Source organism: Nocardia mangyaensis, assembly GCF_001886715.1.
Lineage (GTDB): Bacteria > Actinomycetota > Actinomycetes > Mycobacteriales > Mycobacteriaceae > Nocardia > Nocardia mangyaensis.
Map to the genome: position 1 here is coordinate 5,233,992 of NZ_CP018082.1, position 25,636 is coordinate 5,259,627.

Consider the following 25,636-nt stretch of genomic DNA (forward strand, 5'->3'; position numbering starts at 1 on the left):
TCGGATTGACACCGGCTCCGAAATGACAAAAGGTCCGGCTCGAAAGCCGGACCTTTGTATCGGGTGGAGCTAAGGGGACTCGAACCCCTGACCCCCACACTGCCAGTGTGGTGCGCTACCAGCTGCGCCATAGCCCCGTGTTCAGTTGTTCAGCGGCTCTCGCTGCTGCCTGAATGAAGTTACACCATGCTTCTCGGAGACAACAAATCGGCTGGTAGGCGGCGAAAAGGTGGCGTTGGGGCGGGTGTGGGACAGGGAGGCTCGTGGGGGTCGAGAGGGTGCGTGTGCGCAACCTCACTGGTCTCAGGGGGCGAGGTCGATGACCCAGTTCTCGTTGGTCCAGTCGATCTTGGTGGTGCCGTCGTAGATGGCGGGGGTGGCGGCCTTGTTGTCGGTGCGGGCGTCGAGTTCGGCCAGGGCGGTCGCGGCGGCGGCGCGGGCGGGGTCGAGTTGAGCGCTGTCGCCGATGCAGAGGGCGACGGACTCGGGGGCGCCGGATTCGGTGGCGAGGGTGGCCAGGGCGGGGTTGCTCAGGTCGTCGCGGCCCTCGTCGGGCTGGCGGGTGGTGAACAGGGCCTCGTGGAACTTGCCGTAGGTCGGGCCGGAGCCGGTCTGGGCGACGCAGAGGTTCGCGGCGATCGCACGGGTGGAGTAGTCCTTGCTCTTGGACTGGGGGTCGAGGAACGCGACGAAGTGGTAGTTCACCGCGAGCTTGCCCTCGTCGATCTTCTGGGCGAGTTCCTGGCCGTAGCTGGTCTCCATGGTGCCGCACGCGGGGCACAGCGGGTCCTCGAAGATGTCGATGCTCTTCGCGGCGTCGGGACGGCCGAGCCGGATGACGCCCTCGGGCGAGACGGTGACCTCGACGGCGGCCTCGCGCACGGGCCCATAGCCGTCGTTGCGCACGCCGGGCGGCTCCTCGCTCCAGCGGAAGGCGGCGAACACGATCAGCCCGATCAGGACGACCGCCACCGCCGCCAGCGCGTAGGTGGTGTTGCTGGAGACGGGACGTGGTTGGTGCGGGGAACCGGCGCTACTCACCCGTCCACTCTGCCTCGAGCCGGGATCGGGCCGCCGACGGACCCGCCCGCGACGATGTTGACCAGCGGATTCGTTCAGCGCGACGGGTCGCTGTCGGTGGGTCGTTGCGACGGGACCAGCCCGGTGCGCACCACCGGGACGCCGTCGCTGCCATCACAGGTGCACTGCGGGTCGATGCCGTCGCCCGCGTGATCGGGATGCGCCGGGTCCTCGGGGTGCACGATCCGCGACGGTTCCGGGGTGAACAGCCAGGCCACGGCAGTGACCGCGAGCAGCCCACCGGTGATGGCCATGCCGACGCCGAAGGAGGTGTACTCGGCGATCCAGCCGATCGCGATCGGACCGAGCACGGTACCCAGATCGGCGGCCATCTGGAAGGCGGCGAGTACGGGACCGCCGCGCGCCCGCGTCCCGATCACATCGGCCAGCGCCGCCTGCTGCGCGGGACTGAACATGCCCGAGCCGAGGCCGGCGACGAACGAGGCGAGCAGGAACCAGGGCAGCGAGGGCGCGAAGCCGAGCACGCCGGTCCCGACCGCGCAGATGGCCGAGCCGAGGATGAGGAACGGTTTACGACCGAACCGGTCCGAGAGGCGGCCCGAGGCGAACAGCACCACCGCGTTGCCCGCCGCGAACACCGTCAACGCGACGCCGGCCATGCCCGAATCCTGCTCGAGAATCTCCACCACCAGCAGCGGCACGAACGCCATCCGGACGCCGAACACCGCGACACCACCCGCGAAACTCGACAGCAGAATCGCCCGGTAGGCGGGTTCGGACCAGCCTTGCCGGAAGGTGAACGCGGGCGCGCCCGCCTTTTCCTCGGCCGACAGGATCGGCGAATCGCGCAGGCCGAGGAACACGATCACGCACACCAGCAGCAGCGCGACCATGTAGATGATGAACGGCGCGCGCAGACCGAGCCCGGCCAACGCGCCACCGACCAGCGGGCCCAGCAGTGACCCGAGCAGGAAACTCGTCGAATAGACCCCCGAGACGCGACCGCGCGCGGCGGGCGGCGACACCCGGATGATCAGCGCCATCGACGACACCGTGAACATGGTCGACCCGATGCCACCGAGCGAACGCAGCACCAGCAGTTGCCAATACGTCTGGGCCAGCGCGCACGCACCCGTCGACAGCGCGACGATCACGATGCCCGCCAGATAGACCCGCCGCTCCCCCAGCATCTGCACCAGCCGCCCGCTGGCGGGCGCGAACAGCAGGCGCATCAACGCGAACGCGCTGACGATCGCCGAGGCCGCCGCGATGCCCACGCCGAACTCGCGCGCGTACTGCGGCAGGACCGGAGCGACCAGGCCGAAGCCGAGCGCGATCACGAACGCCGCCGCGATCAGTACCCAGATCTCACCGGGTAGCCGGACTTTGGTGCCGGAGCTCACTCGCCCAGCGCCTGGTTCACCATCTCCTCGGCGGCGGCCTGCACCTGGGTCAGGTGCTCGGGGCCGAGGAACGATTCGGCGTAGATCTTGTACTTGTCCTCGGTGCCCGACGGGCGCGCGGCGAACCAGGCGTTCTCGGTGGTCACCTTCAATCCGCCCAGTGGGGCGCCGTTGCCGCGCGCGGTGGTGATGATGCCGGTGATCTCCTCGCCCGCGATCTCGGTGCCGGTGACGGCATCCGGACTCAACCGGGCGAGTTTGGCCTTCTGGTCGCTGGTCGCGATCGCGTCGATCCGCGCGTAAGCGGGGCTGCCGTGCTGGCGTTCGAGCTCGCCGTACCTGGCCGAGGGTGTCTGTCCGGTGACGGCGGCGATCTCGGCGGCGAGCAGCGACAGCAGGATGCCGTCCTTGTCGGTGGTCCAGACGGTGCCGTCCATCCGCAGGAAGGACGCGCCGGCACTCTCCTCACCGCCGAAAGCCAGGCTGCCGCTGAACAAGCCGGGCACGAACCATTTGAAGCCGACCGGCACCTCGTGCACATCGCGCCCGAGCACGCCGACCACCCGGTCCACCATCGAGGAGGTGACCACGGTCTTGCCGATCTTGGTGAGCGCGTCCCACCACATCCGGTTGGCGACCAGGTATTCGATCGCCACGGCCAGGAAGTGGTTGGGGTTCATCAGGCCACCGTCGGGGGTGACGATGCCGTGCCGGTCGGCGTCGGCGTCGTTGCCGGTGGAGATGTCGTAGTCGTCCTTGATGCCGACCAGCGCGGCCATGGCGTGCCGCGACGACGGGTCCATCCGGATCTGGCCGTCGCTGTCGAGGGTCATGAAACGCCAGGTCGGATCGACGGAGGGATTGACCACCTCGAGCTCGAGGTCGAAGCGCTGCCCGATCTCCTCCCAGTAGTCGACGCTCGCCCCGCCCATCGGGTCGGCGCCCATCCTGATCCCGGCGCCGCGAATCGCGTCCAGGTTCAACGCGTTCGGCAGATCGGCGACGTACTGGTCGAGGTAGTCGTAGCGCTCGACGTGGGTGGCCATCGCCTGGGCGAGCGAAACCCGCTTGACCTCGGCCAGACCGCCGCGCAGCAGGTCGTTGGCGCGCGCGGCGATGGTGTCGGTGGCCTTGGAGTCGGCCGGGCCACCGTGCGGGGGGTTGTATTTGAAGCCGCCGTCGCGCGGCGGATTGTGCGAGGGGGTGACCACGATGCCGTCGGCCTGATGCTTGGTGCCGCCCCGATTGTGGCGCAGCACAGCGTGACTCAGCGCGGGTGTGGGGGTGTAGCGACCACGGGCGTCGACCACCGCGGTGATGTCGTTGCCGGCGAGCACCTCGAGCGCGGTGGTCCAGGCCGGTTCGGACAGCGCGTGGGTGTCGCGCGCCAAATAGACCGGACCGGTGATCCCGCGGGTGGCACGGTATTCGACGATCGCCTGGGTGATCGCCATGATGTGGGCCTCGTTGAACGCGCCGTCCTCGCTGGACCCGCGATGACCGGAGGTACCGAAAACCACCTGCTGGCTCGGCTCGGCCGGATCGGGGACGCGGCTGTAGTACGCGGTGACCAGGTGGGCGATGTCCACCAGGTCGGTCGGGCGGGCGGGCCGTCCGGCGCGATCGTGGGCCATGGTGGGGGTTCCCTTCCGTGTCGGCTGCGCGCGGCTGGTCATGAGGATCATGCGCACAACCACTGGGTCAGGGGACCGAGCAACGCCGAACCGACAATGCTAACGGTTGGCGACTCGCACGGCAGCCGGTCCCGAACCGGGGCCACGCCGCCTCCTGATGTGGGAGCTCGCATCTCGACCATCGGATGGCCCCCTTCCCTCGTCGGATTCACGTACTCGCCCCGCCCGCCGCGCACCAACGGACCGGAAAGGCCACCGCCGTACCCGTCGCACCGGTGCCGGTCAGTCCAGGGAGCTCACGGCGCCGATCCGATGGTGGTCGTTGCTCATGGTATCGAGCCGCACCGACACGACAACGGCCCGGACCGATCATCGCCAGGTCCGGGCCGTTGTCGTGTCAGCGGATCAGTGCGCGAGCACCGGTTCCCCCTCGGCCGGCGCGGGCACCGTGTTCGGCATGAGCACGCCGATCACGATCGCACCGAGCACGAAGGCCGCACTCGCCCACCAGAAGCTGGTGACGTAGCTCTCGATCGCGCCCTGCGCCATGGTGAGTGGGCCCGCCTCGTGCGCGGACACGTAGTCGGCCATCGCGGTGGCGGCGATCGTGCTCAGCAGCGCGGTGCCGATGGAACCGCCGACCTGCTGGCTGGTGTTGACCATCGCCGAGGCCACGCCGGCGTCCTCGTGCTGCACTCCGGCCGTCGAACCCTGGAACGCGGTGGCCATCGCGCCACCGAGACCGAGGCCGAGCAGGATCAGCGCGGGCAGGATGTGGGTGGCGTAGGCGGTGTCGAGGCCGATCCGGGTCAGCCACACCATGCCCGCCGCGGCGACCAGGAAGCCGCCACTGATGACCACCTTCGGACCCACCCTCGGCAGCACCAGCGAAGGCACGGTCGTCGAGGACGCGATCATGCCCGCGACCATCGGCAGGAACGCCACACCGGTCATGATCGGTGAGTAGCCCAGCGTCAGCTGCATGTAGTAGGTGAGGAACAGGAAGATCGCGAACATCCCGATGCCCATGACGAACACCGTCAGATAGGCGCCACCGCGGGTGCGGTCGGCAACGATGCGCAGCGGCAGCAGCGGATGCGCGACCCGGGTCTCGAGCCAGACGAACGCGGCGAGCAGCACGGTGCCGCCGATCAGGAAGGCCAGTGTGGTCGGATCGCTCCAGCCGTGCGACTCGGCGTGGGAGAAGCCGTAGACGATGCCGAACAGCGCGGCGGTGACGGCGATGGTGCCGGGCCAGTCCAGCTTGGGCCGCGAGCTTGCGGTGTGCTTGGCCAGCAACAGCACGGCGCCGACGAGCGCGACGGCGGCGAAGATCAGGTTGACATACATCGCCCAGCGCCACGAGGCCCATTCCGTGAGCACGCCACCGAGCAGCAGGCCGATCGCGCCACCGGTACCGGCCACGGCGCCGAAGATGCCGAAGGCCTTGGCGCGTTCCTTGGGTTCGGTGAAGGTGACCGTCAGCAGCGACAGCGCGGCGGGCGCGAGCAGCGCGCCGAACACACCTTGGCCGACCCGGGCCGCGACGAGCATCTCGAAACTGGTGGCCGCGCCGCCGACCGCGGAGGCGACCGCGAAGCCGACCAGGCCGACGATGAAGGTGTTGCGGCGACCGAACAGGTCACTGAGCCTGCCACCGAGCAGGAGCAGGCTGCCGAAGGCCAGCGCGTATCCGGTGATGACCCATTGCCGATCGGCGTCGGGGAAGCCCAGGTCGGCTTGGGCGGCGGGCAGCGCGATGTTCACGATCGTCGCGTCGAGCACGACCATCAGTTGGGCGATGCCGAGCACGGCCAGCACCCACCAGCGCAGGGCATGCGAGCCGCGGCGGCCGGCCTCGGGGCCGTTCGCGGGGCCCGGTGTCCCCTTTTCGAGTGTGGTGGTCATAACTCCCCTTGTCAGTCTTCGGTGGGCTGCCCCGGTGGCATAATTGGAGATACTTCCTCCGCTTCAAATGAAGCTACCAGAGTAACGGAGAAACCACCTCCACTTAATCCGTGAATTGATAGGATGTAGTTGTGAATCACGCCACGACGACTGCCGTTCCACCTCGCCGCCTGCGCGCCGATGCCGTGCGCAACCAGCAGCGCATCGTCGCGGCCGCTCGCGAACTCTTCGCCGATCACGGCCTCGAGATCACCCTCGACGACGTCGCCGAGCGCGCCGGGGTCGGCGTCGGCACGGTCTACCGTCGCTTCGCCAACAAGAAGGAACTCATCGCCGAGGTCTTCGATCAGCACATGGTCGACTTCGCCGACGCGGCCGACGAGGCCATGCGCAATCCCGACGCCTGGCTGGGCCTGGTCGAGTTCTTCGAAGACGCCTGCCGGCATCTGGCGACCAACCGCGGCTTCGGCGAGGTGATGCTCGAACTGGAGGAGGATCCGGCCCGCTTCGCCGAGCTGCGCGACCGGATCCGCCCCTCGGTCACCGCGATCATCGATCGCGCGCGCGAGGCCGGCGCGGTCCATCCCGACGTCACCACCACCGACTTCTTCGCGCTGATCCACATGGTCAACGCCTTCGCCGAATTCGCCGGACCGGTGAATTCCGAAGTCTGGCAACGCTATATGGCCATCACCCTCAACGGCGTCCGCACCGATGCCGTGCCGCGCAGGCCACTGCTGGTCGATCCACTCACCGACCAGGAGGTCGAGCAGGCCAAGGCCGCCGGCTGCCTCGGACGTCGCCGCTGAGCGGTAGCTCAGCCGTAGCAGTAGCGCGCGTCACAGTCCATCCTCTACTGTTGGACACATGACCAAGAGCACCTGGGTGAACTGGGCAGGCGAGCAGCGCTGCACACCCGCCGTCGTCGCCGCGCCGCGTGACGTCGAGGAACTGGCCGAGACCGTCACCTCCGCCGCCGAGGCGGGCCGGACCGTGCGCGTCGCGGGGTCGGGCCACTCCTTCACCGACGCGGTGCTCACCGATGGCACGCTGGTCGACCTGCGTCGGCTGAACAAGGTGCTCGACGTCGACGCGAGCACCGGGCGCGTCCGCGTGGAAGCCGGTCTCACCCTCAACGCGGCCAACCCGCTGCTGCATCAGCACGGCCTCGCCTTCCCCAACCTGGGCGACATCGACACCCAGTCCCTCGCGGGCGCCACCGCCACCGCGACCCACGGCACCGGCGCGAAGTTGCCCAACATTTCCGCCGCCCTGCACGCGGTGGAGCTCATGCGGGCCGACGGCACGACCGTCGAACTCGACGCGCGGACCGATCCGGACGGATGGCGGGCCGCGCGGGTGAGTATCGGCGCGCTCGGCATCGTCACCGCGGCGACCCTGCAGCTGCAGCCCTCATTCGTGCTGGAGAACGTCGAGCGGCCGGTGCCGATCGAGGAAGTCCTCGCCGACCTCGACGAATACATCGACGGCAACGACCATTTCGAGTTCTTCGCCTTCGCGCACAGCACGCTCGCGATGACCAAGGCGCTCAACCGGACCGACGCGCCGGAACAACCGCGCGGCGCGGTGCGCGAGTGGCTCAACGACATCCTGCTCTCGAACCACCTCTATGACGGAATGTGCAAGCTGGGCAAGCGAATTCCCGCCACCATTCCCTACATTCACCGCGTCGCCTCCCGCGCGGGCAGCAACAATCGCCAGGTCGATCGCTCCTACCGGGTCTTCGCCACCCCGCGCCTGGTCAAGTTCAACGAGATGGAATACGCCATCCCGCGCGCACACGCCGCCACCGCGATCCGCGAGATCCTGGAGCTGAGCAAGCGATTCGACACCCTGATGCCGATCGAAGTGCGCTGGGTCGCGCCCGACGACGCCTTCCTCTCCCCGGCCGGCGGCCGCGAGACCTGCTACATCGCCGTGCACCAGTACGAGGGCATGGTGTGGGAACCGTATCTGCGGGCCTGCGAAGCGGTTTTCGACCGCTACGACGGCAGGCCGCACTGGGGCAAGCACCACTTCCAGACCGCCGCGACGCTGAGCCCCCGCTACCCTGAGTGGGACCGGTTCACCGAGGTCCGGCGACGGTTCGACCCCACCGGCGTGTTCGCCAACGACTACGTGCGCCGGGTACTCGGCCCGCTCGACTGACGCGGACACCGCCGGACAACCGGTGCGCCGGTTCTCGCCCACCGGTGCGCCGCGCGCCCGCACTGATGGAATGATGGTCGGTGATAACCGAAGCGCCACAAGCACTTCGCCCCTGCACCGAAAGGGCGACCATGGCCCACACCCCCAGCGTGCTGTTCGTCTGTGTCCACGATGCGGGCCGATCACAGATGGCGGCGGGATTCCTCCGGGCGCTGGCCGGTGACCGCATCGAGGTGCGCACCGGCGGCAGCGAACCGGCGAACGAACTCAATCCCGCCGCGGTCGCGGTGATGGCCGAGATCGATATCGACATCTCCGGCGCACGGCCGACCCCGCTCGCCCACGATGCCGTCGGGCTCTCCGATGTGGTGGTGACCATGGGCTGCGGCGAAGTGTGTCCCTATTTCCCCGGGATCAGCTATCGCGACTGGGTGCTCGCCGACCCGGCCGGTCAGCCGATCGAGGTGGTGCGCAACATTCGCGATCACCTGCGGATCCTGGTCGGCAATCTGATCGCGGAACTGGTACCCGTGCCGGCCCGGTGATGTCCGATTCGTTCAAGACGACCTCGCGCGAGTGTCCCTAGGCTGCGGGTATGACTCCACAGCTCGACGTGATCTCGATCATCGTCTCCGATATGGCGACCTCACTCGCCTTCTACCGCAGGCTGGGACTGGTGTTCCCGGACGGCGCGGAATCCGAAGGACACGCCGAGGCGCCGCTCGGTGGTGGCCTGCGCCTGGCGCTGGACACCGAGCAGACCATCGCCTCGTTCACCCCGGACTGGCGACCCCCGACCGGCCCCGGCCGAAGCAGCATCGCGTTCCGCTGCGCCGATCCGGCCGAGGTCGACAAGGTCTACGCCGAACTGGTCGAGGCGGGCCACCACGGCGAACTGGCGCCGTGGGACGCCTTCTGGGGTCAGCGTTACGCCTCGCTCACCGACCCCGACGGGCACGGGATCGACCTCTACGCGCCGTTGCCCAGCGAATAGGCCGACCAGGAGTGTGGTTCGCGTAGCCGCTGCTGGTAGCGGCCGAGGATCTCGCGGACCTCGTCGCTGACCGGGAGTTCTCCGGTCAGCCGCGTCCAGAGATGGGCGTCGTGCTCGGTCAGCGTCACCGGGCCGGTCGTGGCGACCTCGGCGACGAAGGTGAACTGCCTGGTGCGGGCGCCGCTGCTGGACAGGTAGTCGAATTCGCCCAGGTAGTCGCTGACCTCGGTGACCCGCAGGCCGGTTTCCTCGGCGATCTCGCGGGTCAGCGCGTCGTCGAGGGCCTCGCCCGGCTCGACGACCCCGCTCGGCAATTCCCACCGGCCACCCAGGAAATCCGATCGTCGGCGGCGGAGGATGAGCACCCGGTGATGGCGGACGACGACGGCGCCGACGACAAGTCGACGGACTTCATCTCGTTCGGCTTCGATACGAAGGTTTGAATACACGGATTCGTCGATCATCGGGTCACATCCTCTCGTCGGTGTTCCGGACTGGCCTTGTACAAGCGACGGGGCGTGCCCACTGAGCATAACTTTCCCCGGTGACGTTTCCGAACGGGACTTTCCGGGCGCCGAGCTCCGACGATCACCGGGAGCACAGCGCGCCGACCGTGCATCCGGCCAGGTCACGCACCTCCCTGGACAGGTGCGCCTGGTCGGCGAAGCCGGTGGCCGCCGCCGTCTCGGCCGCCGATCTCCCCGCCCGAATTCGCGCCAGGGCCCGTTGGAACCGCAGAACACGAGCCAACATCTTGGGTCCGTAGCCGAAGGCCGGCAGTGAGCGCCGGTGCAACGTCCGTGCCGACAGCCCCGTTCCGACTGCGATGTCGGCGACCGATCCGCCCGCGGCGAGCATGCCCACGACCGCGGTGAGCGCGGGATCGGGTGGTTTCGCCTCGGCCGCGAGCTCCGCCGCGATCGTGTCCAATGCCGCAACGCGGTCGGGCGCGTTGTCGAGGCGGTCGAGGAGTGCACGGGCCCTGCGATCGGTGAACACCTCCGACAACCCGACCCGCTGGTCGCGCAGCTCGACCGCGGGAATCCCCAGCAGCGCCGGTGCGGTGCCCGGCGCGAACCGGATGCCGACGTAGTCGCCCGCTGGGCCGGCCGTGGTGTGGAAGGTCCGCGAATCCGGACCGGCCACCATCAGCGCGCCCTCGGTCCAGATCAGGTCCATACAGCCGTCGGGATACACCGGGACCGAACCGGACCGCCCGGACACGCTCCACACCACGGCACGGTCGACCCGTGCTGCGCGCTCCCGGTAGTCGGCCATGCCACGACGGTAGACCCGGCCACCGACAGATTTCGATCCCGTCCGCGCACACCGCTGTCCCGCTACCCTGGGCGCACCGGGACAGCGGCGTCCAGCCGGGACTGTCCTGTTCGCGAAAGGACGGGCCATGTCGACAGCGGATTCCCTGGTCGAAACCATCAACAGCGCCATCGAACTCACCGTTCCGGCCGCCGCGAAGATGGGGGTGCGCGCGGTCGAGGCGCGGCGCGGATTCGCGGTGACCGCGGTGCCGAACGAGGGCAACGGCAACCACTTCGGCGCGATCTACGCGGGTGTGCAGTTCACCGTCGCCGAGGTGCTCGGCGGGGCCATCGCGGCGGCCAGTTTCGACACCAGCGCGTTCTACCCGCTGGTGAAGTCGTTCGACATCTCGTTCAAGGCGATGGCGCGCAGCGACCTGCGGGCCGAGGCCACCCTCGACGAGGCCGAGATCGCGCGGATCGGCGCCGAGGCCGCCGAGCGCGGGAAGTCAGATTTCGTGCTGGAAGCGGTGGTCACCGATGCAGCCGGTACGGTCGTGGCCACCTCGCGCGGGGTCTATCAGTTGCGCGCGATCGGACGCTGAATTCCGCCCTGAGGTCTGCTCATGACCGTGGCGCGTTCGGTGTTGCTGTTCGCTCTGGCCGCCTACGGTGGTGTGCCTGGGGCGGAGTCGGGATCATCATCGATGTCCCACGCGTCACTGGCCAGGGCTGACGCCGCACGGCGGGAGCCGATTCCGTAAGATCTGGCGGCACGACAATTCGGCTCGGCGGGAGGGGTGGGGCTCGATGCAACCGGCAGGATCAGTGCGCGGCGGACGACCGCGCGTCGCGGGGTTCCCCGGCCCCGACATCGACACCGAACCCGATCTGTGGTGCGGCGCGCCGATCGCCGACGACCGGATCAGAGCGCTGGCCGTCGGCGCCTACTACGGCCGCAGCTGGGGCGCGCACTGCGACGGCGTCGCGTTCCTGCCCGAGGAGGACGACAGCACCTCGACCCGGCGCGAGACCGCGATCGAGGGCCTGCACGAGTCGTGGGGCGTCGACAATGCCGAGGACGCCCGCGACACCATCCGCAGGCTGCTCGCCGGCATGCACGCACCGCTGTTCGAACTCGTCCACCCGCTCGCCGTCGCGGCCGCGACCGACACCGGACGGGTCGACCGGACCGGCGTGGCCGACGAACATCGCGAATTCCTGCACACCCTCTCGGGTTTCCGCGGCTACCGCGGTCCCGCCGGCATCGACCGCGACTACGACGCCTGGCTGCAGGCCATCAAACTCGGCATCGCCGACAGCCTGCCGACCCCGCTGCAGACCGACGCCACCGCCTGGGATCTGGCGCGGCTGGTCTTCATCGCCAGGGCGGCGCGCACGGCCGAATACCTCACCGAGGACGAGGCGTGGGAGCACATGTTGACCGGCTTGGATCGGGCGCGCCAGCACTACCGCAACTGGCGCCAGTTCGGCGACGGATTCCTCACCGGCGCCATTTTCTGGGCGGCCACCCAGGATCTCTCGGCCGCCAAGGAGCAGATCGCCCAGCGCAGACGGATGATCGCGGGCTTGCATCTGCGTCCGTCGAGCCCGTGGCGCCGGGTGGCGCTGCATTCGGGCGCGCCGGTGTTCAGCCCGGCATCGCCAGCATGATGCCGACCGCCTGACGCCGGAACGGGTCGTCGGCGACCATCCCCAGCTTGCGGCGCTCGACCAGCAGCTGCCATTCGCCGAACAGGTCGGCCGAGGACGGCAGCGACTGCGCGATCGACCCGTCGGCGTGCTCGACCTCGCAGGCCAGGCCGATGGCCTCGACGACGCGGGCGAAGTCGGCCGGCTCCCAGTCCAGGAAGTCCAGCTCGGTGCCCGCGCCCGAGATCCGCAGCGTCACCACCTCACCCGGCGCGGTGCGCACCTCGGCACCGGTCAGGACCGCGACCGGGAACTCGTAGACCGCCCACGCCGAGACGAACAGCAGGCGCAACGTGGTGATGGCGACCAGCCCCGGCGCGCCCTCGTGTCCGGCCTGGGCCAGCTCGAGCACGTATTCGTCCGGGCGGGCGCAGCCGTGCAGGATGTCGATCTCGCGAAGGGAGTTGCCCGCGTATCGCATTCGGCCCGCCGCGGCCGACACATCGGGACGCCGCAGGCCGTTCGGACCGGGAACCGGACGCGGCGGAACGAGATTCGGGCGCGGCGGAAACACCCGACGCAAACCGATCAGGTCGCGTTCGACCGCTCTGACCAGCACCTGCGCCTGCTCGCGCAGCCCGGTTTCGAGGAACACCGGCACCGGGTGACGGTCGGTGGGCACGCCGTTCACCGCGAACTGCGCCGAGCGGAAGAACAACAGCATCGCCAGTTGGTCCTCGTCGGTGGTGGCGAGCGCGATCCTGGCCAGCTCGGCCACCGAGATGTCCAGTGCCGCCTCGTTGTCGGCGCGCAGCGGTGTCGTCACCAACCGGCCGTCGCAGTACCGCACGGCCACCCGCGCACCCCACACTTCGATCACAGCCACGTCCCTCCTGGCCAGCCCCACCTGCGAGATCCTACCGAGACCTCCGGCACGGTCCACGACGCGGCGTCGTTTCGGCGGGGCGGGACTCAGCGGGGGCCGATTCACGCGTTCACTGATGGCACGGACTGCGACGCCCCCGAGACGCGCGAAATCCTGGCCGGCCGGGCCCAGACGACGTGGTCGGCCAGGGTCAGCGAGGACACGATCGGCGCGACGTCATCGCTGGGGTCTGTCGCCCGGGGTGCGGGATCGTGCCGTCACCGAGTCCAGTCGACGCGGTCGGCCATGGTGAGCAGTTTGTCGCGGCGGTGGGGGCTGGTCTCGCCGATCCAGGAGATCAGACCGTAGACGTGGGCACGGAAGTCGTTGTGCCCGTGCAGGTTCTGCGCGGTGGCGCCGGTGCGTAGGCAGTTGTGCAGCAGGGCGCGGACCGCGTCGTAACGGTCGCGGGGCGCGGTCGGGTGCGCGTTGACGACGAGACCGGCCAGGATCTGACGCTGGTGGGCGCGGCGGATGCGGGTCTTGGCCGGATGCACCGTGAAGCCCTCGTCCTCGGCGATGCGGGTCACCGTCCAGACCAGGTGGGCGGTGTTCGCGTTGCCGGACAGGGCGAGATCGTCGGCGTAGCGGGTGTAGGTGAGGCCGTGGCGGTTCGCGTAGCCGGTCAGCCGGCGGTCGAGGCCGCGCGCGACGAGGTTGGCCAGGCGCGGGGAGGTCGGAGCGCCCTGCGGTAGGTGCGGGACGGCGAGGAGGGTGCGCTGGGCGTGGTCGAGGCCGCGCAGTTCGGCGACCGGGGACGCGGTGGTGCACAGTTCGGCGAGTACGCGGGCCACCGCCGGGGAGTAGCCGCAGGCGGTGAACACCGTGCGAACCCGCGCCAGTCCGATCGTCGGGAAGAAGTCGCGCAGATCCATCCGGACCACGACCGGGGCGCCCGCGTGTGGGGCGCCGAATGTCGCCGCGCTGCGTCCCTTCTCGAAGCCGTGGCAGGCGGGATCGGCGGGAATGCCGGTGAGCACCTTGTGCAGGATGCGGCGCTGGATCTCGCGCAACCGCACCTTCGGCGCCTCGACCAATCTGGTGCCGTTGGCCTTCGGCAGCCGTCGATACCGGTAGTGCGACAACGGTTGTGTCGAGCGGCGCAACCACCCGCCCCTATCCGCGAACCACTCCAGCTCACTCGGGGTGACGTTGAGCAGCATGGCCAGCGTGGCCAGATCCGGAATCTCCACCGCCCCGAACCGCATCCGCACTTCCGGCGGATCGAGCGGGACGACGATCGTCGGCAACTTCGGCAGTTCGGCCAGCAGTCGGCACAGGGTCGCCACGGGATCGACCGGCACCACGGGCATCAGATCCACGACCCGACGCGCGATCTCCTCCGCCAACCCCGGCTCGATCACCGCACCGAACGCCTCGGCCAACCTCGCCTGCGCCCACTCGTCATCGAGCAACTCGAACGCCCGAGCCAGCTCCGCGGCCAACTCGACCGAGATCATCCGGCTCATGAAGATGCGACGGTGATGGAGCGACCAGAATCCTTCGTCCACGGTGCTGCGCTGCACGCGAAGCGTGCGCCCTTGCTCCGGACGCTGTACCCAACCGACAAGAAGCCCCCAGGGGTTACCCCTGAGATGGGTCGCCTTTCAACCCCACTCTCGCTCCACCACTGCCGCACCGGAACACCTTGCCACACTCCCCCAACCCGAGGATGTCACCGAGGCCAGGCGCGCGATCCGCCTCTCCACGGCACTCTCCCCTTGCTCACCGAGCTCGGCAACCACGCCGCCGCCTGAAACTGCGCGGAAGACAGTGGACACCGCGAGTTCTGAAACCCTCGTTCGGCAGTGGATTCGAAGGGGGCGCGGAGGTGGCAGGCTGTGGGTATGGCCGATGAACAGGATGTCACCTCCGCGCAGTCCGGTGGCGAAGCGAACGAGTCGCCGGAAGAAGCGACGAAACGGAAGTTCCGCGAGGCGCTCGAGCGCAAGAACGGGAACGCCGCGGTGGGCGGGGCGGCACAGAACGCCGCCAAGGTACGTGGGACGCAGGCCGCGGCGGGCGGCAAGCGCACCTTCCGGCGCAGGGCGGGTGGCTGAGTTTCACCGGAACCGCCGCACGGAAAGAGCCCCTCACCGGGATTCCGGTGAGGGGCTCTTCGCCTCATCTGGGCGATTCACCGGGCCACGGGGAGGGAGCGTCGGGGAAAGCAGTGCGGAGGACGGTGTCAGGGTCGCCGTGGAGGGTGATCCACGAGGAATCGGCGAAGGCGAGGGAGAATCCGCCGTTCCCGCGGGGGCGGGAGGCGACGACATGCGAGCGGTGAGCCCACCAGGCGATCAGGGCGGGGCCGAATTTCCGGCCGACGCCGCCGCGGATGCGCAGGAGGATCAGGCGTGTGTTCGTCAGGGCGAGGATGTGTTCGCAGCCGTTGGTCACCGGGTCGAATTGGATGCGGAGCCGGCCTGCCATGCTGTCGAGGCCGCCGTGGAGGGCCGACCGCCGGGGGTCGCCGAACCACTCGCCCGAAGCGACGGCGGCGACCCCAATGGCCGCCCCGGCGATCTTGCGTGTCGTCGACCTGCCCCCGAAGCCGTCTTCGACCTTTCGTCCGCGCGGTACCTTCGGGCAGTCGAGGTCTGGAGTGAACCTGCCGAATGCCACCCCCTGCTCACCGGGCTCCACAACACCGGCAAGGAACGCGGTGATGTCCTCGTCGTTCAGTGCGAGAGACCCGCCTCGCTGCCTCGCCTCCTCCGTGACGGCCTTGGCCGCCTTCCCCGCCATACTCCGAAAATCATTGGCCACCAGGTGATCTCCCCTCCAGAGAACTGCCGGAAGGTCACGACACCCTCCGATACGTCAGACGCGCACGACGCGCAACCTTGCAACACTTCCAAACCAGACCGGCCACGGCAAGACATCCTGATGATTCCGATCGGCAGCTCATAGCCGGCGTACGAAAAGCCCTCATTCGGGTGTCGAGCGAGGTCCTCGAGTGGAGTTGCTGGGAATCGAACCCGGATCAGGGCCCTGGCAGGGGACTCAATTGTGGATCTACCTGCGGCAATTCATCACTGCAGATCACAGTGAATCACGGGTACTCCCGGCGGATGGTGCCCAAAATGTGCCCGCTCACACGGGGGGACGCTGGTAGGTGTCGAGGGTCGCTTTGCTCGTGCTTGGGCTCTGCAGCACCAGTTCCCACGGCCCGCTGTTGATCTCGAAGTCCTTGCCGAACCCGAGCCACTTCCCGGCCAGCCGGTTGCCGGTCGGGTCGGCGAGCAGCTGCAACGCACCGTGGTAGCGAGCACCGCGGTAGTAGCCCTCGACCGCGGTGCGCTCGGCCCAGGTGCCGGTGGCCACCGACCCGTCGAGGGTGAGGTCGAGCTCGATCGTCGACGGCGACGAGCCGGGCAGGCTACGCACGGTGACCTGTGTGCCGTGCTGCAGGATCACCGCGTAGTGCGCGACGGTGAACGAGGAGTCGCGCCCGCTGGAGTAGTACTCGTACCGTGACAGCCAGACGCCGGAGTAGTCGCCGACCGTGCGCGTCGGCGCGGCCGGGCTCGGGGCCACCGCGCTGATCTCCGACTCGACTTCGTGACTGCGGTCGATCGCTCCCCCGACCTCGCGACCAGCGCGCACCGTGCCGAACCCGAGCGTCTCGATCGGCAGGCCCATCACCCGCTCCAACGCGCGGGCATGGCTCGGGCGGGGCTGTGTGGTGGTGCCGGATTCCCATCGCTGGACGAGGCGCTTGGTCGCGCTGGCACACCCGGCCTCACGCAGGGCACGGGCGAGGTCGTCTTGGCTCATGATCCGGGCCGTGCGTGCGGCGCGGAGTGCCGTGTTCGGAGTGGTCCGCATGTGCTCACGATAACGCTGATGACGCCTAAATGTCGCCTCGAATAGGGGGCGATTGACGCCCGCCCTGTCGTCGCGCACACACATCGACGGCGCGCACGATTCACCTACGCCGCGGCGCCAGCTCCGAACTCAGATTCGCTGGCGCCGGGGCGAATCACTTCACCCAAGGGGGTAGCCCATGGCTGCGACACCAGAGATGGCGGCGCATATCGCCGCCGATGACGCCCTACTAGACCGAGACATGCTGGTCATCGGGTGGCCGCACGAGGCTCTCGACAGGGCTTTCACAGTCGAGGGCGCGCACCGCGCCATGCAGCGGCACGCCTCGTGCCCGCTCGACACATGCGCCCGAAAACGGGCAGCGCGAAAGACCCTCGTCGACGCCGGTCACATGGTGCCCGACCCGCGGAACTCGCGGGGCCTCGAATGATCGGCAGCGAGGTAGCCCGGATCGACAAGCACGACGGCGGCGAACACGACCGGCCCGCCGGGTGGGTGCAGCGCGACGACGGCAGTCTGTGGGTGCTCGACGAGTACGGGGTGCTGTGGCCGGTGGCAGCGTTCACCCTCGCCGAGCTCTACGCCGACGTACAGGGCGCCCTCGGCGCGCTCGGCGACCCGGTCGACGTGACGCCGCTGTCGGTCGCCGACACCGAGGCCGACCGGTGACGGCCGCGTCGGTCGCGCTGCTACAGCCCGACCCGCGAGACGCCGGGATACGCCGGTACTTCGGGCTCGGCACGCTCGCGATGCTTTCCGGTCACCCGTATCAGCAAGTGCGGGAGTGGCGTTGGAGCGAGCGCGTGTGGGTGCCGTCGCCCGATATCGAGGTCGGCCGGTGGTCCGGCTGGTCGCTGGCGTGTATCCGCGCGTGGTCGCCGGACGGCGCGCCGTACCTCCGTCCGCCGCTCGTCTCGTTCGCCGACACAGCTGAGATGACGCGCCGCCATCGGGTGACGCGAGAAGCGCCGTGGCGCTGCATCTACGACGGCACTATCGCCGCGCCGGTGGTCTGGGTAGACGACCGACCGGGTTGGCTGCGGTGAGGGCGATCGGCGTCATACGCACGGCGGTGTCGGCCGACCCGCGCGTCGACGGGCGTCTCGTGCGGGGTCTCGCCGAGGCGCGCCGGTACGACTTGTGCCGCATCCTCTTGATACAGCCGGGCGAGTACTTGCCGACCGTGCTCACCGTACAGACCGTCCTCGAGCACCGCGCCGATGCGGTGCTCGCACCCGCGCTGGCACACCTCGGCGGCACAGAGCGCGCCGTCGCGCTGGTGTGCGACGTGATCACACCTCGCGAGACTGTCCGGCGAGGGGGTGAATCGCCCGGCCGTCACCCGTAGTAGCAATTCCAGATCCGCCCGCGCGATCATGGAGTCGACCGCACAGCCCACCGAGAGGGGACACCGTGGTACCCGCGACCGTCTACCGATGGAAGCCGACCAACGGCACCGGCGTCATCAGGACAGACGACGGCACCTACGTGTGGTTCCACGTCTCCGATCTCGACGGCCTCCGCTACGCGGACGTGCACGAGGGCCTGCCAGTCGAGGTCGTGATCGACTGGACACCACAGGACAAATTCGAATGTCGAGCAGAACACGTACGTCCACCCTCACCGCTCTCGGCGCCTTAGCCGCCGTTCTCCTACTCGCCGCCCCGGCGACCGCGCAGGTGCCACCCGTCGTCACCTTCACCCCCGGGAATCAGTCCGCGACCTACAAGAAGCACGGCACCTGGACCGGCGATGTCGTCTATGCCTCCGACAGTGGATTCAGTAACCGCATGTTCTGGACGTTGGTCCTCGACCCGTCCGTACAGGCGATCATCACTAACAACACGATGAGCTGCGTGGCCTCGGCTGACGGGATACCGGGCTACCACGATCGGCACCCGGCCGTGCCCGCTGACTACAAGTGGCACTCGACGATCAAGGATCTCGCCCTCGACACCCCGTACACGTGGCGCGCGCACTGTGCGTTCGGCACGGCCGAGGGGCCCGGCGAGGTGAAGTTCGCCGTCAGCTTCGTCATGCGGCCTTGACGAGATCGCGCCCGCCGGAAGGTATTCCGGCGGGCGCGCCATCACCGTAAGGTCACCTATCGCCGAGGCGATCATCCGGCATCATCCCAACCACCAGGGGAAACGTTGACCCAGCCGCCCATGCCGCCGCCCTACCCTCCTCGCCCAGGACCGCCCTACCCCGGGCGGCCGCAGCCGCCCCGAAAGAGCAACACTGGCCTGTGGGTCGTGCTCGCCGTGATCGGCCTACCGATCCTGTTGTGCGGCGGGTGCGGCCTGATGACCTTCGGCGGCAACGACCAGGCATCGGACACGACCACGACGACCCGGGCCACCACCACGTACGCGGCACCGGCACCGGCGTCACCCACCGCCGCGCGGTCGACAGCAACCGCGACCGCGCCCACCACCGCGCCGAGTCAGGGCCGCAGCTCCCGCTGCGTCGAGGCGCCCGACCAGTACGTCGCCGTGATCGATGCCGCGTTCAACGACAGCGGGCACTCACTGGGTGAACCGTGGGCGATTCGCGACGGTGACCGGTGGTGGATCGGCGGGCACATCATGGAAGGCGAGCGCCGGGTGTCCTCGGCGGATGTGTGGGTCACCGACGGGCCCGCAGTCTTCGCCCTGTCCGGCGGCGCCCGCCGGAACTCGATGCTCGTCGACGGCCGAGACCCGCTGGGGCTCAACGCGGGCGACGACATCGGGCTCGCCGTGCAGAGCTGCGTGACCGGCCGCTGACCCCCGGACACACGAATGCGGCCCCACCGAGGATTTCAGTGGGGCCGATTGCGTTTCGATGCCACTCAGGTGATCGTGCAGAACGTCCCTGCTCCGGACGACATCGTGCCCGCCGAGAATCCGCCCTGCATCTGCACCTTGACGGCAGTGATCGCGGTCAGGTCGACATCGTCCACCGTGACCGTGCATGTACCAGCCGAGGAGGTGACCGTGCTGCCGGTGGCGATGACGTTGTTGGATTGGTCGACGAGGCGGATGGCGTGAGAGACGAAGCTCGAGCCGGTGAACGACTACGGGCATCTGTCCGACGACGACCTCGACGGCGTGGCCGATCGGATGGGCGTCGGATTCCGGACAGCGGCGGCTAACGCCGCGGCCAGGTGTGGGCAAAATGTGGGCACACGGCCAGATCTACGGGCCGTCGGGGCATGAAAAAAGCCCCCCACCTGCGCTAACAGGTAGGGGGCCTTGGTGGAGCTGCCGGGAATCGAACCCGGGTCCTCCGCCGCGTCTTCAGGGCTTCTCCGTGTGCAGTTCGCTAGGTCTCTACTTGGACCTCCGGGTCTCGCGAACAAGCTCGGATGACGGTCCCAGTCGCTGTTCGATGTTCCATCCGACCCCGCGACCGGGCCGGACAGTAAGTCTCTCTAGCTGATGCCAGGGTCCGGGTCGAGAGACGAACCCGGTCTGACAGAGACGACCTGCTACTTAGGCAGCGAGGGCGTACTCGCGCTGATTGGAATCGGCGCTTAATTGGTTGCAGCGACGCTTACGGTGGTCTCTTGCCTGCACCGACACGCTTCCCCTGAATCAACGTACGCAGTCGAAACCGTTCAGCCCCGTACGTGCCCGCACCGTGCGGACTAGTCATATTAACACTCGCGGCGGCGGGGATCTTCCCATTATTTCTGCCAGTGGGCGGTGTCGCCGGGGTGACCGGGTAGCGAACCCGTCACATCGGCCTCGGCGAATCCGGGTCTCCGGGCCGGTCGGGGCGAGTACTGTTCTCGTTCGGTCGCACCGGAACCACGAGATCCGCTGGGCGGCTGGAGCGAGGAGTTACTTGATGGCATTCACCAGACCGCGTGCGCTGCGCCGCGCCGCGGCCATCTCCATCGTGGCCGGTCTCGTCCTGGCCGCGGCCTGCTCGTCGGGCGAGCAGGACTACGGGCCCGGGGTGACCAGTGCGCCCTGTCCCGGCTCGGCGAACAAGGACCGGGGCTGCATCTATCTGGGGGTGCTCTCCGACCTGGGCGGCGGGCCGTTCGCGCCGCTGGGCATCTCGATGAACGAGGGTCAGCTGGCGTTCTGGAACCAGGTGAACGAGTCGGGCGGCATCGGCGGCTACGACATCGACATCACCACTTACAGCCGCGACACCTCCTTCGATCCGCGCGTGCATCGCATGGCCTATCACGAGATCGAACCGCACGTGCTCGCGCTGGCGCAGAGCCTGGGTACGGGGCAGTCGATCGCGATGCTCAATCAGATGGACGCCGACGACATGGTCAGCGTGGCGGCCACCCAGTGGTCGGGCTGGAACTATCGCAGCGCCGACCGCAATCTGGTGCTCAGCGCGGGCTACTCGTACTGCACCGAAGCGGTGATGGGGCTGGACTGGTTCGCCGAGACCCACTACGCGCCGAGCAATATCGCCGTGGTCGCCTATCGCGGCAACTGGGGTGGAGACTACGCCAGCGGCGCGCTGAAGTGGGCCCTGGCCAATGGGGCGACGATCGCGGACCGCATCGACACCGGCCCCAACGGCGAGGTCGGCGATCAGGACGGTCCGGTCGAGGAGATCCTCGCCGCGGCACCGGATCTGGTCATGCTGGCCACCGGGCCCGCCGAGACCGCGGAGATCGTCGGCAAGCTGGTGAAGTCGGGCTTCACCGGCCGGTTCCTCGGCTCGCTGCCCACCTGGAACGCGGCGTTGCTGCAGACGCCCGCCGCGTCCGCGCTCACCGCGCTCTACAACTACACGACACCGGTCGACAGCTGGGCCGGCGACAGCGTCGGCGCGCAGCGCGCCCGCGCCGCGGTGGACAGCGAACCGGCCAACTTCGGCTACTCGCTGGGCTGGGCGATCTCCTACCCGCTCGAGGCACTGCTCATCGCGGCCGCCGAGAACAAGGAACTCACCCGGTCCGGCTTGCGTCGCTCTGTCATGAATCTGAAGCCGGACGGCGAGGGCATGGTGGTGGTCCATCCCACCGGCGCCGAGAGACCCGATCTGAGCGCGGAGTGGTCGGTGGTGTTCGAGCCGGACCAGCAGGCACCGATGGGCGCGCGGGCGATCAGTACCGGCTATCAGGGCACGACGCTGGCGCGTCTCGGCATCCACGAACCCTGCACCCGGCTCTGACCTCAGTTCGCGGCGATCATGGCGACCGCCGTGAGGACGAGCGCCATGCCCACCTTCTGCATCCCGCCGATTCGCTCGCCGAGCAGCACCATCGCCAGCAGCACCGTGGCGGCCGGATACAGCGAACCGATCACGCTGACCACCGACAGCAGGCCGCCGTGGAAGGCGTACAGCAGGGCGGCGTTGGCGATCACGTCGAGCACGCCGATGGCCAGTGCCAGCCGGAGCGGCTCGCCGTGCAGGCCGCGGAACTGGCCGGCGGCCAGCGCGGAAGTCCATACGACGGCCGTCGCGGCGGCGCGTTGGCCGAGTAGCGGCCACAGCCCGGCGCTCGGGCTGGTCGCGTGCAGGAAGTAGAAGGCGAAGCCGAACGCGGCGCCCGAGCCGACGGTGAGCAGCGCGACCCGGCGAGTGAACCGCAGTTCGCGCCCGCCGATGATCTCCTCGGTGGTCTTGTCGGGCGCCTCACGGCTGACCAGCACCACCGCGATCAGGGCGAGCGCGATCCCGGCGACGGCCAGCGGGCCCGGTCGTTCGCCGAGGAACAATCCGGCGATGACCGGAATGCCGGCGACCAGCACCGCGGTGACCGGGGAGACCACCGACATCGGACCGTCGGCGAGCGCGGCGTAGAACCACCACACGGCCAGACCGCTGGCCACCCCCGCGGCCAGACCCCACATCATCGACGCCGTGTCGGCGTGGCCGCCGACCAGCGGCGCGATGAGCAAGACCAGCAGCACCGAGAACGGGTACGACACCACCACCACGCGCAGAGCGGTGACCCGGCGCGCGGCCACACCTCCGAAGAAATCGCTGACTCCGTAGCCCGCCGCCGCGATCAGGGCGAGCGCGACAGAGATCAACGCATGCCTTTGACCCGCCGACCGATCTCGCGGGTGACCTCACGCTCGGCCTGACGGCGAGCGAGGTCCTGGCGCTTGTCGTAATCCTGCTTGCCCTTGGCGAGCGCGAGCTCCACCTTGACCTTGCCGTCGGAGAAGTACATCGACAGCGGCACCAGCGTCTGGTTGCCCTCGCGCGACTTGCCGACCAGGTGCTCGATCTCGCGCTTGTGCAGCAGCAGTTTGCGGGTGCGTCGCGGCGAGTGGTTGGTCCAGGTGCCGTGGCTGAACTCCGGAATGTGCAGGCCGCGCAGCCAGACCTCGCCGTGGTCGACGGTCGCGAAGGCGTCCACCAGCGAGGCCTTGCCCTCACGCAGGCTCTTCACCTCGGTGCCTACCAGCGCGATCCCCGCCTCATAGGTGTCGAGGATCGTGTAGTTGTGCCGCGCGCGGCGGTTGGTCGCGATGACCTTCCTGCCCTTTTCCTTCATAACGGTCAACTCTAAGTGACGACGCCACCGGTTTATTCCGTGGTCTGATCAGCCGCCGGGACGCAGTGCCAAGTAGAGAGCCAGCGCGGCGATGAACAGCAGGACCAGACCCACCGTCGTCCAGCGGGGGCGGCCGCGGTGGACCACCTGGTGGCGGGTGCCGAGCAGGGCGGGCGCGACGACCGGGTCGACGTGCTTGCGGGGGCGCGCCGGGGCGTCCGCCCCGCCCGCGCCACCGCCGCCTTCGGCCGTATCTCCTTCGGAGTCATCGCCGTTCGCCATGAATCGACAGTAACTCGCGGTGGCCACGATGTGGGGCCTATTCCTCGGCCAGCGTGGTCAGCACCCCTTCCCCGTAGCGGGCCAGCTTGTTCTCGCCGACGCCCGCGACGGTGCCCAGCGCGGCGAGATCGGCGGGCTTGCGGGCGGCGATCTCGCGCAGCGTGGCGTCGTGGAACACCACGTAGGCGGGTACGCCCTGCTCCTTGGCGGTGGCCGCGCGCCAGGCGCGCAAGCGTTCGAACAGGGGCACGTCGCCGGCGGGCAGGTCGACGGTCGCCTTCGCGGATTTGGGGGTGCGCGCGGGGCGGGCGGCCCGTTCGGGCTCGCGGCGCATCGGCACCTTCTTGCCCTCGAACAGCACCTCGTTGCTGGCGTCGGTGAGCGCGAGCACGCCGTACTCGCCCTGCACGGCGAGCAGTCCGCCCGCCAGCAGCTGGCGCACCACCCCGCGCCACTCGGTGTCGCGCAAGTCGGTGCCGATGCCGAACACCGACAGTTCGTTGTGCCGGTGCTGGGTGACTTTGGGATTGGCCTTGCCGAGCAGGATGTCGACGAGGTGGCCCGCGCCGAAGGCTTGTCCCCGTTCGCGTTTGAGCCGTAGCACCGTGGAGAGCAGCTTCTGCGCGGGCACGGTGCCGTCCCAGGTCTGCGGCGGGTTCAGGCACACATCGCAGTTGCCGCAGGCGGCGCCGGGCTGGCCGAAGTAGTTCAGCAGCTGCACACGACGACAGCCGACCGTCTCGCACAGGGCGAGCATGGCGTCCAGGTGCAGTTGCAGCTGTCTGCGGTGGGCGGCGTCACCTTCGCTGGAGTCGATCATCTTGCGCTGCTGCACGACATCGTTGAGGCCGTAGACCATCCATGCCGTCGACGGCAGTCCGTCGCGCCCGGCGCGGCCGGTCTCCTGGTAATAGCCCTCGACCGACTTGGGCAGGTCGAGGTGGGCGACGAAGCGCACGTCGGGCTTGTCGATGCCCATGCCGAAGGCGATGGTGGCGACCACGACCAGGCCGTCCTCGCGCAGGAACCTGGCCTGGTTCTCGGCGCGGGTGCGGTTGTCCAGGCCCGCGTGATAGGGCACCGCGCGCACCCCGTTCTCGTTGAGCAGCGCCGCGGTCTTCTCCACCGAGTTGCGCGAGAGGCAGTAGACGATGCCCGCGTCGCCGGGGTGCTCGGCGCGGATGAACTCGAGCAGCTGGCGGTCGGCGCGGTTCTTGGACTCGATCCGGTACTGGATGTTGGGCCGGTCGAAGCTGGAGACGAACTGCTTCGCACCACCCAGATCGAGGCGTTCGACGATCTCGGCGCGGGTCTTGGCGGTGGCGGTGGCGGTGAGCGCGATGCGCGGGACATCGGGCCAGCGCTCGTGCAGCAGCGACAGCGCCAGATAGTCGGGCCGGAAGTCGTGGCCCCACTGCGCGACGCAGTGCGCCTCGTCGATGGCGAACAGCGCCACCGTGCCGCGTTCGAGCAGCCGCTGGGTGGCCTCGAGGCGCAGCCGTTCCGGCGCGAGATACAGCAGGTCGAGGTCGCCGGCGACGAACTGCGCTTCCACGGTGCGCCGCTGGTCCGGCGACTGGGTGGAGTTGAGGAAGCCCGCGCGCACACCGAGGGCGCTGAGTGCGTCGACCTGGTCCTGCATGAGCGCGATCAGGGGTGAGACGACGACGCCGACACCGGAGCGCACGAGCGAAGGCACCTGATAGCACAGGGATTTTCCGCCGCCGGTCGGCATCAGGACCAGGGCGTCACCGCCGCTGACGACCTGCTCGACGATGGCGGCCTGGTCACCGCGGAAGCTGTCGTAGCCGAAGACGCGGCCCAGCACCTCCTCGGCGGTCTCGCCGCGCGCGGGGGCGGCCGCGCGGCCCGGGGTGGCAGGGGCGAGGTCGTCGAAGTGGAGGCCGCCGGTGTCGTCGAAGTCGTGCTCGGCGACGTAACCGCCCTCGTGGGGGTAGGCGTCGTCGGGGGGAAAGTCGTCGACATCGGGGGCTGTGGCGCCGGAATTGCTCACCGGGCCATCCTACGAGCGCACCGCGATCGCGCAGCCCGTCCACCGGAGCCGACG

At 69.0% G+C, this 25,636-nt stretch carries 28 protein-coding genes, 1 tRNA gene and 1 other RNA gene; 14 read left to right on the forward strand and 16 right to left on the reverse strand.

Features of this window, described 5'->3' with window-relative positions; all coding sequences use genetic code 11:
* Positions 1–64: 64 nt before the first annotated feature.
* From BOX37_RS23830 to BOX37_RS23850, 5 genes are all read right to left on the reverse strand, one after another.
* A tRNA-Ala gene (locus BOX37_RS23830) sits at positions 65–137 on the reverse strand.
* Positions 138–303: 166 nt separating this feature from the next.
* Positions 304–1,041: a DsbA family protein gene (locus BOX37_RS23835; RefSeq protein ID WP_071929577.1), complete on the reverse strand. Its 738-nt coding sequence runs from the start codon at positions 1,039–1,041 to the stop codon at positions 304–306.
* A gap of 74 nt (positions 1,042–1,115) precedes the next feature.
* The gene (locus BOX37_RS23840) at positions 1,116–2,444 is read right to left on the reverse strand and encodes an MFS transporter (protein ID WP_071929578.1); all 1,329 of its coding nucleotides are present in this window, start codon (positions 2,442–2,444) and stop codon (positions 1,116–1,118) included.
* The gene (gene pgm, locus BOX37_RS23845; RefSeq protein WP_071931826.1) at positions 2,441–4,078 is read right to left on the reverse strand and encodes a phosphoglucomutase (alpha-D-glucose-1,6-bisphosphate-dependent); all 1,638 of its coding nucleotides are present in this window, start codon (positions 4,076–4,078) and stop codon (positions 2,441–2,443) included. The genes BOX37_RS23840 and pgm overlap by 4 nt, the downstream gene beginning before the upstream one ends.
* A 405-nt stretch (positions 4,079–4,483) precedes the next feature.
* Positions 4,484–5,986, reverse strand: a complete 1,503-nt coding sequence (locus tag BOX37_RS23850) for an MFS transporter (protein WP_071929579.1) — start codon at positions 5,984–5,986, stop codon at positions 4,484–4,486.
* Positions 5,987–6,117: 131 nt separating this feature from the next.
* Between BOX37_RS23850 and BOX37_RS23855 the strand changes: the two genes are divergently transcribed.
* The 4 genes from BOX37_RS23855 (at position 6,118) to BOX37_RS23870 (ending at position 9,149) form a co-directional block, all read left to right on the forward strand.
* A complete protein-coding gene (locus tag BOX37_RS23855) occupies positions 6,118–6,795 on the forward strand; it encodes a TetR/AcrR family transcriptional regulator (protein ID WP_071929580.1) in 678 nt (225 codons plus the stop codon).
* A 58-nt stretch (positions 6,796–6,853) separates the two neighbouring features.
* Positions 6,854–8,155, forward strand: a complete 1,302-nt coding sequence (locus BOX37_RS23860) for a D-arabinono-1,4-lactone oxidase (protein ID WP_071929581.1) — start codon at positions 6,854–6,856, stop codon at positions 8,153–8,155.
* A gap of 131 nt (positions 8,156–8,286) precedes the next feature.
* Positions 8,287–8,700 carry an arsenate reductase ArsC gene (locus BOX37_RS23865; protein WP_071929582.1) on the forward strand — a complete coding sequence of 138 codons (414 nt, stop codon included), beginning with the start codon at positions 8,287–8,289 and terminating at the stop codon, positions 8,698–8,700.
* A gap of 50 nt (positions 8,701–8,750) precedes the next feature.
* Positions 8,751–9,149, forward strand: a complete 399-nt coding sequence (locus tag BOX37_RS23870; protein WP_071929583.1) for a VOC family protein — start codon at positions 8,751–8,753, stop codon at positions 9,147–9,149.
* Here BOX37_RS23870 and BOX37_RS23875 read toward each other — a convergent pair.
* Positions 9,125–9,613, reverse strand: a complete 489-nt coding sequence (locus BOX37_RS23875; protein WP_071929584.1) for an NUDIX hydrolase — start codon at positions 9,611–9,613, stop codon at positions 9,125–9,127. The genes BOX37_RS23870 and BOX37_RS23875 overlap by 25 nt on opposite strands.
* A gap of 124 nt (positions 9,614–9,737) precedes the next feature.
* Positions 9,738–10,427, reverse strand: a complete 690-nt coding sequence (locus BOX37_RS23880; RefSeq protein ID WP_071929585.1) for a helix-turn-helix domain-containing protein — start codon at positions 10,425–10,427, stop codon at positions 9,738–9,740.
* A gap of 127 nt (positions 10,428–10,554) precedes the next feature.
* Here BOX37_RS23880 and BOX37_RS23885 point away from each other — a divergent pair, with 127 nt between their 5' ends.
* The gene (locus BOX37_RS23885; RefSeq protein ID WP_071929586.1) at positions 10,555–11,013 is read left to right on the forward strand and encodes a DUF4442 domain-containing protein; all 459 of its coding nucleotides are present in this window, start codon (positions 10,555–10,557) and stop codon (positions 11,011–11,013) included.
* Positions 11,014–11,236: 223 nt separating this feature from the next.
* On the forward strand, positions 11,237–12,082 hold the full coding sequence (locus tag BOX37_RS23890; RefSeq protein WP_084760026.1) for a DUF1266 domain-containing protein: 846 nt from the start codon (positions 11,237–11,239) through the stop codon (positions 12,080–12,082).
* Here the strand turns inward: BOX37_RS23890 and BOX37_RS23895 are convergent.
* Both BOX37_RS23895 and BOX37_RS23900 read right to left on the reverse strand, forming a co-directional pair.
* The gene (locus BOX37_RS23895; RefSeq protein ID WP_071929588.1) at positions 12,060–12,947 is read right to left on the reverse strand and encodes a hypothetical protein; all 888 of its coding nucleotides are present in this window, start codon (positions 12,945–12,947) and stop codon (positions 12,060–12,062) included. The two genes, BOX37_RS23890 and BOX37_RS23895, sit on opposite strands and share 23 nt — an antisense overlap.
* Before the next feature lie 257 nt (positions 12,948–13,204).
* Positions 13,205–14,512, reverse strand: a complete 1,308-nt coding sequence (locus tag BOX37_RS23900; protein ID WP_240505033.1) for a reverse transcriptase family protein — start codon at positions 14,510–14,512, stop codon at positions 13,205–13,207.
* A gap of 321 nt (positions 14,513–14,833) precedes the next feature.
* Here BOX37_RS23900 and BOX37_RS23905 point away from each other — a divergent pair, with 321 nt between their 5' ends.
* A complete protein-coding gene (locus tag BOX37_RS23905; RefSeq protein WP_071929589.1) occupies positions 14,834–15,046 on the forward strand; it encodes a DUF5302 domain-containing protein in 213 nt (70 codons plus the stop codon).
* A gap of 64 nt (positions 15,047–15,110) precedes the next feature.
* Here the strand turns inward: BOX37_RS23905 and BOX37_RS23910 are convergent, their stop codons facing one another.
* Positions 15,111–15,734: a hypothetical protein gene (locus BOX37_RS23910; protein ID WP_071929590.1), complete on the reverse strand. Its 624-nt coding sequence runs from the start codon at positions 15,732–15,734 to the stop codon at positions 15,111–15,113.
* A 348-nt stretch (positions 15,735–16,082) separates the two neighbouring features.
* Positions 16,083–16,817 (reverse strand): helix-turn-helix domain-containing protein, encoded by a 735-nt coding sequence (locus BOX37_RS23915; RefSeq protein ID WP_071929591.1) that lies wholly within the window; start codon positions 16,815–16,817, stop codon positions 16,083–16,085.
* Positions 16,818–16,995: 178 nt separating this feature from the next.
* Here BOX37_RS23915 and BOX37_RS23920 point away from each other — a divergent pair, with 178 nt between their 5' ends.
* The 6 genes from BOX37_RS23920 (at position 16,996) to BOX37_RS23950 (ending at position 19,585) form a co-directional block, all read left to right on the forward strand.
* Complete coding sequence (locus tag BOX37_RS23920; RefSeq protein ID WP_071929592.1) at positions 16,996–17,247, forward strand: hypothetical protein; 252 nt, start codon at positions 16,996–16,998, stop codon at positions 17,245–17,247.
* On the forward strand, positions 17,244–17,486 hold the full coding sequence (locus BOX37_RS23925; RefSeq protein WP_071929593.1) for a hypothetical protein: 243 nt from the start codon (positions 17,244–17,246) through the stop codon (positions 17,484–17,486). The genes BOX37_RS23920 and BOX37_RS23925 overlap by 4 nt, the downstream gene beginning before the upstream one ends.
* Positions 17,483–17,863: a hypothetical protein gene (locus tag BOX37_RS23930; RefSeq protein WP_071929594.1), complete on the forward strand. Its 381-nt coding sequence runs from the start codon at positions 17,483–17,485 to the stop codon at positions 17,861–17,863. The genes BOX37_RS23925 and BOX37_RS23930 overlap by 4 nt, the downstream gene beginning before the upstream one ends.
* Positions 17,864–17,889: 26 nt before the next feature.
* Positions 17,890–18,165: a hypothetical protein gene (locus BOX37_RS23935; protein WP_156910514.1), complete on the forward strand. Its 276-nt coding sequence runs from the start codon at positions 17,890–17,892 to the stop codon at positions 18,163–18,165.
* 244 nt (positions 18,166–18,409) lie between these two features.
* The gene (locus BOX37_RS23945; protein ID WP_156910515.1) at positions 18,410–18,865 is read left to right on the forward strand and encodes a hypothetical protein; all 456 of its coding nucleotides are present in this window, start codon (positions 18,410–18,412) and stop codon (positions 18,863–18,865) included.
* A 207-nt stretch (positions 18,866–19,072) separates the two neighbouring features.
* Positions 19,073–19,585, forward strand: a complete 513-nt coding sequence (locus BOX37_RS23950; RefSeq protein ID WP_071929598.1) for a hypothetical protein — start codon at positions 19,073–19,075, stop codon at positions 19,583–19,585.
* A gap of 469 nt (positions 19,586–20,054) precedes the next feature.
* Here the strand turns inward: BOX37_RS23950 and ssrA are convergent.
* Positions 20,055–20,426: a transfer-messenger RNA gene (ssrA, locus tag BOX37_RS23955) on the reverse strand.
* 225 nt (positions 20,427–20,651) lie between these two features.
* Between ssrA and BOX37_RS23960 the strand changes: the two genes are divergently transcribed.
* Complete coding sequence (locus BOX37_RS23960) at positions 20,652–21,950, forward strand: ABC transporter substrate-binding protein (RefSeq protein WP_071929599.1); 1,299 nt, start codon at positions 20,652–20,654, stop codon at positions 21,948–21,950.
* A gap of 2 nt (positions 21,951–21,952) precedes the next feature.
* Here the strand turns inward: BOX37_RS23960 and BOX37_RS23965 are convergent, their stop codons facing one another.
* From BOX37_RS23965 to recQ, 4 genes are read right to left on the reverse strand one after another with little or no spacing between them, the layout of a single operon-like run.
* On the reverse strand, positions 21,953–22,816 hold the full coding sequence (locus BOX37_RS23965; RefSeq protein ID WP_071929600.1) for a DMT family transporter: 864 nt from the start codon (positions 22,814–22,816) through the stop codon (positions 21,953–21,955).
* Positions 22,813–23,286, reverse strand: coding sequence for an SsrA-binding protein SmpB (gene smpB / locus BOX37_RS23970; RefSeq protein ID WP_071929601.1), 474 nt, complete (start codon positions 23,284–23,286; stop codon positions 22,813–22,815). The genes BOX37_RS23965 and smpB overlap by 4 nt, the downstream gene beginning before the upstream one ends.
* A 48-nt stretch (positions 23,287–23,334) precedes the next feature.
* Positions 23,335–23,568, reverse strand: coding sequence for a WLR motif membrane protein (locus BOX37_RS23975; protein ID WP_071929602.1), 234 nt, complete (start codon positions 23,566–23,568; stop codon positions 23,335–23,337).
* Between the two features lie 37 nt (positions 23,569–23,605).
* Positions 23,606–25,582 (reverse strand): DNA helicase RecQ, encoded by a 1,977-nt coding sequence (gene recQ / locus BOX37_RS23980; protein WP_084760028.1) that lies wholly within the window; start codon positions 25,580–25,582, stop codon positions 23,606–23,608.
* Between the last annotated feature and the right edge of the window lie 54 nt (positions 25,583–25,636).